14 protein-coding genes are annotated in these 13,093 nt (G+C 67.2%); 10 read left to right on the forward strand and 4 right to left on the reverse strand.

The window, feature by feature from the left end; genetic code table 11:
• The first annotated feature begins 6 nt into the window (after window positions 1–6).
• The 8 genes from rseP to gloA all read left to right on the forward strand — a co-directional run bounded on the left by rseP (window position 7) and on the right by gloA (window position 8,138).
• On the forward strand, window positions 7–1,140 hold the full coding sequence (rseP, locus tag AB8P05_RS01175) for an RIP metalloprotease RseP (protein WP_472758483.1): 1,134 nt from the start codon (window positions 7–9) through the stop codon (window positions 1,138–1,140).
• A gap of 78 nt (window positions 1,141–1,218) precedes the next feature.
• A complete protein-coding gene (bamA, locus tag AB8P05_RS01180; RefSeq protein WP_472759356.1) occupies window positions 1,219–3,507 on the forward strand; it encodes an outer membrane protein assembly factor BamA in 2,289 nt (762 codons plus the stop codon).
• A gap of 1 nt (window position 3,508) precedes the next feature.
• Complete coding sequence (locus AB8P05_RS01185; RefSeq protein WP_472758484.1) at window positions 3,509–4,153, forward strand: OmpH/Skp family outer membrane protein; 645 nt, start codon at window positions 3,509–3,511, stop codon at window positions 4,151–4,153.
• Between the two features lie 216 nt (window positions 4,154–4,369).
• The gene (gene fabZ / locus AB8P05_RS01190; RefSeq protein ID WP_149223394.1) at window positions 4,370–4,852 is read left to right on the forward strand and encodes a 3-hydroxyacyl-ACP dehydratase FabZ; all 483 of its coding nucleotides are present in this window, start codon (window positions 4,370–4,372) and stop codon (window positions 4,850–4,852) included.
• Complete coding sequence (gene lpxA, locus AB8P05_RS01195; protein ID WP_014247431.1) at window positions 4,849–5,643, forward strand: acyl-ACP--UDP-N-acetylglucosamine O-acyltransferase; 795 nt, start codon at window positions 4,849–4,851, stop codon at window positions 5,641–5,643. The genes fabZ and lpxA overlap by 4 nt, the downstream gene beginning before the upstream one ends.
• 12 nt (window positions 5,644–5,655) lie before the next feature.
• Complete coding sequence (locus AB8P05_RS01200; RefSeq protein ID WP_472758485.1) at window positions 5,656–6,498, forward strand: LpxI family protein; 843 nt, start codon at window positions 5,656–5,658, stop codon at window positions 6,496–6,498.
• Entirely contained in the window at window positions 6,495–7,691 is a 1,197-nt protein-coding gene (gene lpxB / locus AB8P05_RS01205) for a lipid-A-disaccharide synthase (protein WP_472758486.1), read from the forward strand. The genes AB8P05_RS01200 and lpxB overlap by 4 nt, the downstream gene beginning before the upstream one ends.
• A 51-nt stretch (window positions 7,692–7,742) precedes the next feature.
• On the forward strand, window positions 7,743–8,138 hold the full coding sequence (gloA, locus tag AB8P05_RS01210) for a lactoylglutathione lyase (protein WP_014247434.1): 396 nt from the start codon (window positions 7,743–7,745) through the stop codon (window positions 8,136–8,138).
• A gap of 60 nt (window positions 8,139–8,198) precedes the next feature.
• On the opposite strand, the gene ftrA is transcribed toward gloA, so the two are convergent.
• Entirely contained in the window at window positions 8,199–9,179 is a 981-nt protein-coding gene (ftrA, locus tag AB8P05_RS01215) for a transcriptional regulator FtrA (RefSeq protein WP_472758487.1), read from the reverse strand.
• 87 nt (window positions 9,180–9,266) lie between these two features.
• On the opposite strand from ftrA, the gene AB8P05_RS01220 reads away from it, so the two are divergent.
• A complete protein-coding gene (locus AB8P05_RS01220) occupies window positions 9,267–9,665 on the forward strand; it encodes a rhodanese-like domain-containing protein (protein WP_472758488.1) in 399 nt (132 codons plus the stop codon).
• 9 nt (window positions 9,666–9,674) lie between these two features.
• Here AB8P05_RS01220 and AB8P05_RS01225 read toward each other — a convergent pair whose 3' ends face one another.
• The 3 genes from AB8P05_RS01225 to gltX form a co-directional block, all read right to left on the reverse strand.
• Entirely contained in the window at window positions 9,675–9,848 is a 174-nt protein-coding gene (locus AB8P05_RS01225; RefSeq protein ID WP_455171499.1) for a hypothetical protein, read from the reverse strand.
• A 22-nt stretch (window positions 9,849–9,870) separates the two neighbouring features.
• Window positions 9,871–11,184: a citrate synthase gene (gene gltA / locus AB8P05_RS01230; protein WP_455171500.1), complete on the reverse strand. Its 1,314-nt coding sequence runs from the start codon at window positions 11,182–11,184 to the stop codon at window positions 9,871–9,873.
• A gap of 99 nt (window positions 11,185–11,283) precedes the next feature.
• Window positions 11,284–12,690, reverse strand: coding sequence for a glutamate--tRNA ligase (gene gltX, locus AB8P05_RS01235; RefSeq protein ID WP_472758489.1), 1,407 nt, complete (start codon window positions 12,688–12,690; stop codon window positions 11,284–11,286).
• A gap of 86 nt (window positions 12,691–12,776) precedes the next feature.
• Between gltX and AB8P05_RS01240 the strand changes: the two genes are divergently transcribed.
• Window positions 12,777–13,091, forward strand: a complete 315-nt coding sequence (locus tag AB8P05_RS01240) for a hypothetical protein (RefSeq protein ID WP_472758490.1) — start codon at window positions 12,777–12,779, stop codon at window positions 13,089–13,091.
• Window positions 13,092–13,093: the final 2 nt, after the last annotated feature.

The raw sequence follows: 13,093 nt of genomic DNA on the forward strand, positions 1-13,093 counted from the left end.
GTTGAAATGGACGTAATCGGCGGTTTCTGGACCTCGGTGCTGGCTTTCCTGCTGGTCCTCACCGTGCTCGTCTTCGTGCACGAGCTTGGTCACTATCTGGTCGCGCGGCGCAACGGCGTGCGGATCGAGACCTTCTCCATCGGCTTCGGGCCGGAGCTGTTCGGCTTCACCGACCGCGCCGGCACGCGCTGGAAATTCAGCGCCCTGCCGCTGGGCGGCTACGTCAAGATGTTCGGCGACGCCGATCCGGCCAGCACGCCCGGTGCCCATCTGACGGGCATGAGCGAGGAGGAGCGGGCGGTTTCCTTCCACCACAAGCGGGTGGGGCAGCGCGCGGCCATCGTTGCCGCCGGGCCGATCGCCAATTTCCTGTTCTCCATCGTCGTGCTGGCCGTGCTGTTCATGACGGCCGGTCAGTCCTTCACCCCGCCCGACGTCGGCGGCATCCAGCCCGGCAGCGCCGCGGAGCGCGCCGGCATCCAGCCGGGCGACCTGATCTTGTCGGTCGACGGCACCGGGGTGCAGCGCTTCGAGGAAATCCGGCAGATCGTGTCCATCCGGCCCGGTCAGCCGCTGGCGATCGAGCTGAAGCGCGACGGCCGGGTGATGACCGTCACCGCGACCCCGGATTCGCAGTCGGTGACCGACCGACTCGGCAACAGCCACCAGATCGGCCTGCTCGGCATCAGCCGCGGCAGCGTCGGCATGATGCGCCACGACCCGCTGACCGCGGTCTGGCAGGCGGGACGAGAAGTCGCAGGCATGATCACCGGCACCTTCACCGCGCTGGGCCAGATGGTCCAGGGATCGCGCGGGACGGAGGAACTGGGCGGGCCGCTGCGCATCGCCCAGATGTCGGGCGAGGTGGCGCAATCCGGCTGGTATCCGCTGATCTGGTTCATGACCTTCCTGTCGGTGAACCTCGGCCTGATCAACCTCTTCCCGGTGCCCATGCTGGACGGCGGCCACCTGCTGTTCTACGCCTTCGAAAAGCTGCGCGGCCGGCCGCTCGGAGCGCGAGCGCAAGAATACGGTTTCCGAATTGGATTGGCCTTGGTATTAACGCTCATGGTCTTCGCCACGTGGAACGACCTGGTTCAACTGCGCGTGGTCGATTTCTTCCGGGGACTGGTCTCCTAAAGCCAGCCCCTTGCCAGGGAGCGTGATTTGCCGGTGTCGAGCAAAGTTCTGGTGGCGGGCCTGCTGGCCGGCTGCGCCATGACGACGGTGTCTGTCGCCCACGCCCAAACCGCCGCCTCGCCCGGGCGGGCGCCTGCGGGTTCCGGGTCCATGGTCGCCCAGGTGTTCAGCGGCGGTACGGTGCGCGACATCCGGGTCGAGGGCACCCAGCGAATCGAACCGTCCACGGTCCGCTCCTACCTGACCATCCAGCCGGGCGACCAGTTCGATCCCGACCGGATCGACCAGTCGCTGAAGGCGCTGTTCAACACTGGCCTCTTCGCCGACGTGGTGTTGAAGCGCGAGGGCGATGCGCTGGTGGTGACGGTGGCGGAAAACCCCATCATCAACCGCATCGCGTTCGAGGGGAACCGGCGCATCGACAAGGAGACGCTGGAGAAGGAAATCCAGCTGCGTCCCCGCGTCGTCTACACGCGCACCCGGGTTCAGACCGACGTTCAGCGCATCCAGGAGATCTATCGTCGCCAGGGCCGATTCGCCGCGACGGTGGAACCGAAGATCATCCAGCTCGACCAGAACCGCGTCGATCTGGTCTATGAGATCAACGAGGGTGTGCGCACCGGCGTGCGCGGCATCACCTTCATCGGGAACGAGCATTTCTCCGACGGGACCCTGCGCGAGGCGGTCCAGACCAAGGAATCCGCCTGGTGGCGCTTCCTGTCGTCCGACGACAACTACGATCCGGACCGTCTGAACTACGACCGCGACCTGCTGCGCCGCTTCTACCTGAAGGAAGGCTATGCCGACTTCCGCGTGGTCTCGGCGGTGGCGGAGCTGACGCCGGACAAGTCGGACTTCTTCATCACCTTCACCATCGAGGAAGGCGAGCGCTACAAGTTCGGCAAGGTCGACATCAAGACCTCGCTGAAGCAGCTCGACCCGACGGTGCTGCAGAACAGTGTGACGACCACCGAAGGCGACTGGTACAACGCCCAGCGGGTGGAAGACACGATCACGAAGCTGACGAACGCCGTCGGCGATCTGCAATACGCTTTCGTGGATGTCCGGCCGCGGATTTCGCGCAACCGCGAGAACCGCACCATCGACATCACCTATGAGATCAACGAGGGGCCGCGTACCTTCGTCGACCGCATCGACATCACCGGAAACGTTCGCACGCTCGACAAGGTCGTGCGCCGCGAGATGCTGCTGTCCGAAGGCGACCCCTTCAATTCCTCCAAGCTGCGGCGGTCGGAACAGCGCATCAAGGATCTGGGCTTCTTCGAGCGCGTGAACATCACCACCGCCGAAAGCAGCGCGCCCGACCGCACCGTCGTGAACGTCGATGTGGCCGAGCAGTCGACCGGCGAGATCTCGATCGGTGCCGGTTTCTCGACCTCCGATGGTCCGTTGGGCGACTTCTCGATCCGTGAGCGCAACCTGCTCGGCCGCGGCCAGGACCTGCGCCTGGGCGCCACGCTGTCGGGCCGGCGCCAGCTGTACGACATCTCCTTCACGGAGCCGTACTTCATGGATCGGGACCTGTCGGCCGGCGTCGACATTTTCCGGACGCGCTACAACTACCAGGACGAAAGCTCGTTCAACGAGAAGAACACCGGCTTCGCCCTGCGCCTGGGCTATCCGCTGACCGAGCACATGCGCCAGCGCGTCTATTACCAGCTGCAGGACACGCTGATCGAGGAAGTGCCGACCACCGCGTCGAAGTACATCCAGGAGCAGCGCGGCGAACGCCTGACCTCGCTGATCGGCCAGGAACTGACCTACGACGTCCGCAACAGCAAGCTGACGCCGACCGAGGGCTATTTCATCCGCCTGACCAACGACATCGCCGGTCTCGGCGGTTCGGTGCGCTTCCTGCGCAACAAGTTGGCCGGCGGCTATTACATTCCTCTGGGCGAGGACCAGTGGGTGCTGAGCACCACGGGCGAGATCGGCTACATTCACGGCCTCGGCCAGAAGGTGCAGCTGGGCGACCGTTTCTTCATCGGCGGCGACACGCTGCGCGGCTTCAACACCGCCGGCATCGGTCCGCGCGACATCTCGACCGGCGATGCGCTGGGCGGCACCCGCTATGCCCGTGCGTCGGTGGAGATGAGCTTCCCCTTCGGCCTGCCGGAAGAATTCGGCCTTCTCGGCCATGCCTTCACCGATGTCGGCACGCTCGGCAAGGTCGACATCAGCGATCCGAACGTGAAGGATGACGAGACCATCCGCGTCTCCGTCGGCACCGGCGTGTCGTGGAAGTCGCCGTTCGGCCCCATCCGGCTCGATGTCGCGCTGCCGATCCGCAAGGAAGGCTACGACAAGAAAGAGCTTATCCGCTTCAGCTTCGGAACCAGGTTCTAAGATGCAATTCACCCTGTCGAAGGCGCCGTTCCGCGTCGCCGCCCTGTCGGCCGCCACGGTCGCCGGCCTCCTGTTCGCCGCCACGTCGGCGCAGGCCCAAACCCAGCCGAAGGCCGAGGCTCCCAAGGCGGCCACGGCTGCGGCCACGCCGCCGGCACCGGGTGCGGAGCTGAAGGCCCCGGTCATCGCCGTGATCGACGTCCAGAAGATCATGCAGGAGTCCAGCGCGTCGAAGGGCATCACCAAGTCCTTCGAATCGCTGCGCGATTCCTATCAGAAGGAAATCTCCGCGCTGGAGGACAAGCTCCGCAAGACCGAGGACGAACTGCGCAAGCAGCAGACCGTCCTGTCGCCGGAAGCGCTCGCCACCAAGCGCCGCGATTTCGAGAAGCAGGTCGCCGACGTGCAGAAGACGGTCCAGAACCGCAAGCGCGCGCTGGAGACCAGCCTGAACGAGGCGATGGCCGTCGTGCACAAGACGATGGTCGACGTGGTCGCCGACATCTCCCGCGAGCGCGGTGCCAATCTGGTTCTGGCTCGTCAGCAGTTCGTTCTGGTCGATACCCAGCTCGACGTCACCGACACGGTGATGGAGCGGGTGAACAAGAAGCTGCCGCAGGTCGCGCTGAACGTTCCCAAGCAGTGACGCATGCCTGAGCAGGGCCGCCGCCGCCCCCGCCGGGGACGGCGGCGGCCCTGTTGCGTTTCCGGGTTCGGCGGTTGCGGTCGCCGCGGAAATGGGGCAAGAAGGCGGAGCAAACAAGAAGGTGCCGGCGTTTCCTCATCGGAGCGGCGGCGCCCGTTCCCCCGGAAGGGGGGACGGTGAACCCTATCGGTTGGTGGAAAGGCGGGCGGCCGGACAATGGACGTGACGGCGGACAACAACGCGCAAAGCAACAAGATCGACGACATCGACATCACGCGGATCATGAAGATGATCCCGCATCGCTACCCGATCCTGATGATCGACCGGGTGATCGATGTGACGCTGGGCGAAGGCGCCACCGGCGTGAAGAACGTCACGATCAACGAGCCCTTCTTCCAGGGCCATTTCCCGTCGCGTCCGGTGATGCCCGGCGTGCTGATCATTGAGGCGATGGCGCAGACCTCCGCCGTGCTGGTAGTGGCCACGCTCGGCCCGGATGCCGAGGGCAAGCTGGTCTATTTCATGACCGTGGACGAGGCGCGGTTCCGCCGCCCGGTGACTCCCGGTGACACGATCCACATCCATGTGACCAAGCAGCGCCAGCGCGCCAACGTGTGGAAGTTCAAGGGCGAGGCCAAGGTCAACGGCGTCCTCGTCGCCGAAGCCATCTATTCCGCCATGATCCTGGACGAAAAATGACCGTCACCATCCATCCGTCCGCCATCGTCGATCCCGCGGCCAAGCTGGGGGAGGGGGTCGACATCGGCCCCTTCTGCGTCGTCGGTCCCGACGTTACGCTGGGCGACGGCGTTCGGCTGGTTTCGCATGTGGCTGTGGACGGGCGCACCAGCATCGGTGCCGACACCGTCATCTACCCCTTCGCGTCCATCGGCCACCGCCCGCAGGACCTGAAGTTCCACGGTGAGCCGTCCGAACTCGTCATCGGTGCCCGCAACCAGATCCGCGAGCATGTGACGATGAATCCCGGTACCGAGGGCGGCGGCATGATCACCCGCGTCGGCGACGACGGGCTGTTCATGATGGGCTCGCACGTGGCGCACGACTGCATCGTCGGTGACCATGTCATCATGGCGAACAACGCCACGCTGGGCGGCCATGTGACGCTGGGCGACTATGTCATCATCGGCGGTTTGTCGGCCGTGCGCCAGTTCGTGCGCATCGGTTCGCACGCCATGATCGGCGGCATGTCGGGCGTCGAGAACGACGTCATCCCCTTCGGTCTGGTGATGGGCGACCGGGCCCGCCTGGCCGGGCTGAACCTCGTCGGGCTGGAACGGCGCGGCTTCAAGAAGGACGACATCCACGCGCTCCGCGCCGCCTACCGCATGCTGTTCGGGCCGGAGGGCACCTTCGCCGAGCGGGTGGAGGAGGTCGGCCGCGACTTCGGCGAGCGGGCGCTGATCTCCGACGTGCTGTCCTTCATCCGTGCCAAGGAAGCGCGCTCCCTCTGCCAGCCGCGCGAGAGCTGAGGCCGCCGGCCGATGGCCGATACCCTTCAGACCGGCGGTCCCAAGCTGGCGATTCTGGCCGGTGGCGGCACGCTGCCGGCCCGCATCGCCAGCGCGGTGCGCGGACAGGGGCGCGAGGTGTTCGTCGTCGCCTTCGACGGCCACACCGACCCGGAGACGGTGACCGGCCTTCCGCATCTGTGGAGCCGCTTTGGCGCCGCCGGCAGCATCCTGCGCCGCCTGCATGAGGAAGGCGTAGGAGAGGTTGTGCTCGCCGGGCCGGTGAAGCGGCCGTCCTTTACCGAACTGATGCCCGACTGGCGCACCGCGCGTTTCCTTGCCCGCGTCGGCACGCGGGCGCTGGGTGACGACGGCCTGCTGCGCGCCGTGGTTCGTGAGGTGGAGGAGGACGGCTTCCGCGTCGTCGGCCTGCATGACCTGCTGAAGGATTTGCTGACCACGCCCGGCCCTGTCGGGCGTCTGGGCCCGGATGCCGAGGCGGAGCGCGACATTGCCCGCGCGGTTGAGGTCGCCCGTGCCATGGGCGCGCTCGATATCGGGCAGGGAGCGGTCGTCCAGCAGGGCATCGTCCTGGCGGTGGAGGCCATCGAGGGCACCGATGCAATGCTCGACCGCTGTGCCGGGCTGTCGCGGCCCGGACCCGGCGGTGTGCTGGTCAAGGTGAAGAAGCCGAAGCAGGACCGCCGCATCGATCTGCCGACCATGGGCGTCACCACGGTCGAGAAGGCCGCCGCCGCCGGATTGCGCGGCATTGCGGTGGAGGCCGGCGGCAGCCTGCTGGTCGACCGCGCGGCGGTTGCGGAGACGGCTGACCGGCTCGGCCTGTTCGTCACCGGCATCGAGATTTTGCAATGAGTGTCGCTTCCGTGGCCGGCGACGGCCCGACCCTGTTCCTGATCGCCGGCGAACCGTCGGGCGATGCGCTGGGCGCGCGGCTGATGGCGGCGGCGAAGCGGCTGACCGGGGGCAAGGTGAGCTTCATCGGCATCGGCGGCGAGAAGATGACGGCCGAAGGGCTGGTCAGCCTGTTCCCGATGGGCGAACTGACGCTGTTCGGCATCTTCGAACTTCTGCCGCATCTGCCGAACCTGATCCGCCGGATCGACCAGACCGTCGCCGAGATCGTCCGGCTGCGGCCGGACGTCGTCGTGGGCATCGATCTGCCGGGCTTTACCGTGCGGGTGGCGAAGAAGGTGCGCGCCGCTGCGCCCGCCATCCCGCTGGTCCACTATGTCGCCCCCACGGTCTGGGCCTGGAAGCCGAAGCGGGCGGCCAAATATGCCGCCATCTACGACCATCTCCTCGCCGTACTGCCCTTCGAGCCCCCCTATTTCGAGAAGGAGGGGCTGGCCTGCACCTTCGTCGGCCATTCGGTCGTCGAGGGCGGGGCCGGGAAGGGCGATGCCGCGGCATTCCGCGAACGGCACGGCATCGCGCCGGCCGAGCGGATCGTCGCCGTGCTGCCGGGCAGCCGTAAGGGAGAGGTATCGCGCCTTCTGCCCGACTTCCGTGCGACGCTGGACCTGCTGCGTCCGACCCACCCCGATCTGGTGGCGGTGGTGCCGACGGTTGCGACGGTGCGCGACCGCGTTGCCGCTGCCATCGCCGACTGGCCGGTCCGCACCCTGCTGGTCGAAGGGGACGCCGAGAAGTACGACGCCTTCGCGGCGGCGGAGGCGGCGCTTGCCGCATCGGGGACCGTGGCGCTGGAACTGGCGCTCGCGCGGCTGCCGACGGTCATCGCCTACCGGCTGAACCCGGTCACAGTCGCGCTCTATCGCCGGCTGATCCGGGTGAAGTACGTCAATCTGGTCAATCTGATGCTCGATCGGATGCTGGTTCCGGAACTGCTGCAGCAGGATTGCCGGCCGGATAGACTGGCCGCCGAGTTGGGGCGTCTGCTCGACGATCCGGCGGCGCGTCAGACGCAGATCGACGGCGTTGCCGAGGTGGCCCGCTGGCTGGGGCAGGGCGATGTTCCGCCCAGTGAACGCGCCGCCCGCACCATCCTGGACGTCGTCGCCGAACACCTCTCCGGAAGCACCTGAACAACCGCCGATCAACCGCCCAGTCAACCGCCAAGCGGGAGAAGAGAGACAATGAGCGAATTCCGTCTGCTGCACACGATGCTGCGCGTTCTGGATCTGGAGAAGTCGCTGGACTTCTACACCCGTCTGCTCGGCATGAAGCTGCTGCGCCGCAACGACTATGAGGGCGGCCGCTTCACCCTGGCCTTCGTCGGCTACGGCGACGAATCCGACACCGCCGTCCTGGAACTGACCCACAATTGGGACCAGAAGGAACCGTACGAGATCGGCACCGCCTATGGTCACATAGCGCTCGGCGTTCCCGACATCTACGGCACCTGCGAGAAGCTCGCCGCGGAAGGCGTCAAGATTCCGCGCCCGCCCGGCCCGATGAAGCACGGCACCACCGTGATCGCCTTCATCGAGGATCCCGACGGCTACAAGGTCGAGCTGATCGAGAGGAAGTGACCGTTCCGCCGGTCATCGGCTTCGGACGGGGGCGCGGTCGGCAACGGCCGCGCCCTTGTCTTATGTGGACGGCGCCGGATCGCGGCGGAAGCGGGCGCGGTAGCTGGCCGGGCTGATGCCCAGCCGCTGGCGGAAGTGATGCCGCAAGGTGGCGGCGGACCCGAAGCCGGCCAGCGTCGCCACATCCTCCACCGGCAGGGTGCCGCGTTCCAGCAGGTCGCGGGCGCGGTTCAGCCGCTCCGCCGCCAGCCAGTCGCCGGGCGTGGTGCCGGTCAGCGCCTGGAACCGGCGCAGGAAGGTGCGCAGGCTCATCCCGGCCCGCGAGGCCATGCTGGACAGGCTGTGGTCCTCCGCCAGCGTTTCCCGCAGATGGTCGAGCAGCGGGCCCAGGCGGGCGCCCTCGCGGGCGGTGGGCACCGGCGCCTCGATGAATTGGGCCTGACCGCCCTCGCGGTGGGGCTGGACCACCAGACGGCGGGCGACGCTGTTGGCGGCCTCGGGTCCGAAATCGCGGCGCACCAGATGCAAACAGAGGTCGATGCCGGCGGCGCTGCCGGCGGAGGTCAGGATGTTGCCCTCATCCACATAGAGGACATCGGGCACCACCCGGATGTCGGGATAAAGCTCTCCGAGCGTCGCGGCATAGCGCCAGTGGGTCGTCGCCCTGCGGCCCGTCAGCAGATCGGCGGCAGCCAGCACGAAGGCGCCGGAACAGATCGACAGGATGCGTGCTCCCCGCGCGTTGGCCCGGCGCAGCGCCTCTGTCAAGGGGGCGGGCACCGGTTCGCGTGCGCCGCGCCATCCCGGAACCACGATGATGTCGGCTTGGTCGAGCAGATCGAGTCCGCCGTCGGCCTCGATGCGGATGCCGCCCACCGCGCGCAGCGGCCCGGGGTCGAGTGCGGCCACGGCGAAGCGATACCAGCCGGGGCCAAGCTCCGGTCGCGGCAGGCCGAACACCTCGACGGCCACGCCGAACTCGAAGGTGCACAGACCGTCATAGGCGAGGGCGACGGCAAGCGGTGGCGTGGCGTTTGGCATGATCTGAACGATAGCTGTCAGTCGCGCCACTTTCCAGCGGAAGCGGCGGTTGGAATGATGCGGCCGGCAACCGATCAGGAGAGTTCCATGGCCAGTTCCGTCACCGAGATTCCGGCCGCGGCGCCGGAAGACGCCGCCGCCCATTTCGCCCGCAAGCTTTCGCTGGAGACCGACTGCTGGGACGTGCATGAGTCGTTGAAGTCGGGTAGCTCCGACTTCGTCCTGCTCGACGTGCGCGGACCGGCGGCCTTCGCCGGCGGGCATGTGCCGGGGGCGCTGAACCTGCCGCATGGCAAGATCACGGAACGGCGGATGGCGGAATGGGAGGATGGGACGCTGTTCGTCGTCTACTGCGCCGGCCCCCATTGCAACGGGGCGGATCGCGCGGCCCTGCGGCTGGCGCGGATCGGGCGGCCGGTCAAGCTGATGATCGGCGGCGTGACGGGCTGGATCGACGAAGGCTTCGCGCTGGAAAGCGGGGCCTGAGGGCTTGCCTCAGATGAAGACGATCCCGGAGATCAGGGCCAGGATCAGCAGATAGACGATCATCCGGCGCACCCGCCAGCCAAGCGGTGCCCGGTTGTCGTTGGCCGGCGAGCGCAGGCGCACGCGCCGGGCCGGAACGATGTACGCAGTCGGGTCCTGGGCGGCTCCGTTGGAGCCGCCCATTCCCGCGTGGGCTGTTGGCCGGTTAGCCACGCTCGGCCAGCGGCACGAAGGGCCGCTTGGTGTCGCCGGTGTAGAGCTGACGCGGACGGCCGATCTTCTGCACCGGGTCCTCGATCATCTCCTTCCACTGGCTGATCCAGCCGACGGTGCGGGCAAGCGCGAACAGCACGGTGAACATGCTGGTCGGGAAGCCCATCGCCTTCAGGATGATGCCCGAATAGAAATCGACGTTCGGATAGAGCTTCTTCTCGATGAAGTACTCGTCCGACAGGGCGATCTTCTCCAGCTCCATCGCGATGTCCAGCAGCGGCTCGTCCTTGATGCCGAGCTCGCCGAGGACCTCGTGGCAGGTCTGGCGCATGACCTGGGCGCGCGGGTCGTAGTTCTTGTAGACCCGGTGGCCGAAGCCCATCAGGCGGAAGTTGTCGTTCTTGTCCTTGGCGCGGCGGACGAACTCGGGGATGCGATCCACCGAGCCGATCTCCTCCAGCATCTTCAGCACGGCTTCGTTCGCACCGCCATGGGCCGGACCCCACAGCGAGGCGATGCCGGCGGCGATGCAGGCGAACGGGTTGGCGCCCGACGAACCGGCCAGACGGACGGTGGAGGTCGAAGCGTTCTGCTCGTGGTCGGCATGCAGGATGAAGATCTTGTCCATCGCCTTGGACAGGATCGGGTTGACCTTGAACGGCTCGCAGGGCGTGCCGAAGGTCATGTAGAGGAAGTTCTCCGCATACGACAGGTCGTTGCGCGGGTACATGAAGGGCTGGCCGGTCGAATACTTGTAGGCCATCGCCGCGATGGTCGGCATCTTGGCGATCAGGCGGTGCGCGGCGATCTTGCGCTCCACCGGATCGTTGATGTCCAGCGAGTCGTGGTAGAAGGCCGACAGGGCGCCGACGACGCCGCACATGATCGCCATCGGGTGGGCGTCACGGCGGAAGCCGCTGTAGAACTTGGTCAGCTGCTCGTGCACCATCGAGTGGCGGCGCAGGATGTTCTCGAACTCCGTGCGCTCGGCCGCGGTCGGCAGGTGGTTGTTGAGCAGGAGGAAGCAGACTTCCGGGAAGGTGGAGTTCTCGGCCAGCTCGTCGATGGCGTAGCCGCGGTGCAGCAGGACACCCTCGTCGCCGTCGATATAGGTGATGCCCGACTCGCAGCTGCCCGTTGAGGTGAAGCCCGGATCGTAGGTGAAGTAGCCGGTCTCGGCGTAGAGCTTGCGGATGTCGATCACGCTCGGCCCGACGCTGCCGTGCAGGATCGGCATCGTGACCTGCTTGCCCGTCTTATTGTCGATGAGGGTAACGGTGTCCTTGCCGTCCTCAGTCTGGGTCATCTCGGCACGTCCTTATCGTTGAGGGTCGGGCTTAACGCCCTTTTTCGTCGGCGCAGCATAGTTCCATGGCTGCCTTAAGGCAACGCACGGAAATGACCATTATGCTGCACCCGCTGCATCGCGGATGCGAGAAAGCGTCGCTTCCCGGCCCAGCAGCTCCGCCACCTCGAAGATCGGCGGCGACACGGTCGAACCGGTCAGCGCCGCACGCAGCGGCTGCGCCACCTTGCCCAGCTTCTCGCCCCGCGCCTCGGCGAAGGCGCGGACCTGCGCCTCCAGCGCCGCGGCGGTGAAGTCGGGTTCCGCGGCAAAGGCTTCGGCCAGTTCCTTCAACAGACCGCGTCCCTTTTCGTCCAGCAGGGCGGATGCTTTTTCGTCATAGCCGAGCGGCCGGGCGGCGACGTAGAAGCGGGCGCTCTGCGCCAGATCGACCACCGTGCGGGCGCGCTGCTTCAGCCCGTTCATGGCCCGCGTCAGAAGGTCGCGATCCGCGTCGGTCAGGCTGCGGCCCAGATCGGCCTCCAGCCGCGGGGCGATCAGCCCGACCAGGCGGGAATCGTCGGCCAGACGCATGTAGTGGGCGTTCAGGTTCTCCAGCTTGGCGAAATCGAAACGCGAGGGCGAGCGGCCGATGCTCTCCAGGTTGAACCACTCGATCGCCTGTTCGGTCGAGATGATCTCGTCGTCGCCGTGCGACCAGCCGAGCCGCAGCAGGTAGTTGCGCACCGCCTCCGGCAGATAGCCCATGTCGCGGTAGGCATCGACGCCCAGCGCGCCGTGGCGCTTGGACAGCTTGGCGCCGTCCGGCCCGTGGATCAGCGGGATGTGGCCGAAGCGCGGCAGGTCCCAGCCCATGGCGTTGAAGATCTGGATCTGCCGGAAGGTGTTGGTCAGGTGGTCGTCGCCGCGGATGACGTGGGTGACGCCCATGTCGTAGTCGTCCACCACCACCGCCAGCAGATAGGTCGGGGTGCCGTCGGCGCGCAGCAGGATCAGGTCGTCGAGCTGGGCGTTCTGCACCGTCACCTCGCCCTGCACGAGGTCGTTCAGCACGGTCTGCCCTTCCTGCGGGGCCTTCAGCCGGATCACCGGGGCCACGCCGGGAGGGGCGTCGGATTCGGGGCGGTCGCGCCAGCGGCCGTCATAGCGCATCGGCTGGCCGGCGGCCTTCTGGGCGGCGCGCATCTCCTCCAGCTCTTCCGGGCTGCAGTAGCAGCGATAGGCCTTGCCGGCGGCCAGCATCTGGTGCGCCACCTTGGCATGGCGGTCCTTTCGCTCGAACTGGCTGATCGCGTCGCCATCCCAGTCCAGCCCCAGCCACTTAAGGCCGTCGAGGATGGCGTCGACCGCCGCGTCGGTGGAGCGTTGCCGGTCGGTGTCTTCGATCCGCAGCAGGAACTTGCCGCCGGTGTTGCGGGCGTACAGCCAGTTGAACAGGGCGGTGCGGCCACCGCCGATGTGCAGAAAGCCGGTCGGCGACGGAGCGAAGCGGGTGACGACGGTCATCGGTCTCTCAATTTCCGGTTCGGCGCTGGTATGATGCGCCGGTGGTTCGACACTGTGGTTTAACACAGCCACCGGGCTTGGAGGCAATGCGATGCACGCATGGACGGTCGCCGAGGGGTACGCGGGCGGCATCGCTGCGCCGGGACCGCGTCGCCGGTGACGGTCGCCGGCTGGCCGGGGAGGAGACGGACGGTCCCGTGGCGTCCGACGGGCGGTGGCGCCGCCTGCGGTCGCGCATCGGCGGCCGACTCGCGGCCCTGGCGGAGGCGGAGAGCCAGCGCTGGGTGCTGTGGTTTCCCGTCGCCTTCGGGGCCGGGGTGTCGCTGTATTTCGGCCTGATGAGCGAGCCGGACCTGTGGGTCGGGCCGGCGGCCTGCGGGGCTGCGCGCTGCTTCTCCTGATC

Source organism: Azospirillum sp. VT-I1, from assembly GCF_055698305.1.

Coding starts and splice junctions, on each gene's coding strand:
- bamA (WP_472759356.1), top strand. CDS start 1,219: ATGACGACGGTGTCTGTCGCCCACGCCCAAACCGCCGCCTCGCCCGGG.
- fabZ (WP_149223394.1), top strand. CDS start 4,370: ATGGACGTGACGGCGGACAACAACGCGCAAAGCAACAAGATCGACGAC.
- gloA (WP_014247434.1), top strand. CDS start 7,743: ATGAGCGAATTCCGTCTGCTGCACACGATGCTGCGCGTTCTGGATCTG.
- AB8P05_RS01240 (WP_472758490.1), top strand. CDS start 12,777: ATGCGATGCACGCATGGACGGTCGCCGAGGGGTACGCGGGCGGCATCG.
- lpxA (WP_014247431.1), top strand. CDS start 4,849: ATGACCGTCACCATCCATCCGTCCGCCATCGTCGATCCCGCGGCCAAG.
- AB8P05_RS01225 (WP_455171499.1), bottom strand. CDS start 9,848: ATGGGCGGCTCCAACGGAGCCGCCCAGGACCCGACTGCGTACATCGTT.
- AB8P05_RS01220 (WP_472758488.1), top strand. CDS start 9,267: ATGGCCAGTTCCGTCACCGAGATTCCGGCCGCGGCGCCGGAAGACGCC.
- AB8P05_RS01185 (WP_472758484.1), top strand. CDS start 3,509: ATGCAATTCACCCTGTCGAAGGCGCCGTTCCGCGTCGCCGCCCTGTCG.
- lpxB (WP_472758486.1), top strand. CDS start 6,495: ATGAGTGTCGCTTCCGTGGCCGGCGACGGCCCGACCCTGTTCCTGATC.
- gltA (WP_455171500.1), bottom strand. CDS start 11,184: ATGACCCAGACTGAGGACGGCAAGGACACCGTTACCCTCATCGACAAT.
- gltX (WP_472758489.1), bottom strand. CDS start 12,690: ATGACCGTCGTCACCCGCTTCGCTCCGTCGCCGACCGGCTTTCTGCAC.
- AB8P05_RS01200 (WP_472758485.1), top strand. CDS start 5,656: ATGGCCGATACCCTTCAGACCGGCGGTCCCAAGCTGGCGATTCTGGCC.
- ftrA (WP_472758487.1), bottom strand. CDS start 9,179: ATGCCAAACGCCACGCCACCGCTTGCCGTCGCCCTCGCCTATGACGGT.
- rseP (WP_472758483.1), top strand. CDS start 7: ATGGACGTAATCGGCGGTTTCTGGACCTCGGTGCTGGCTTTCCTGCTG.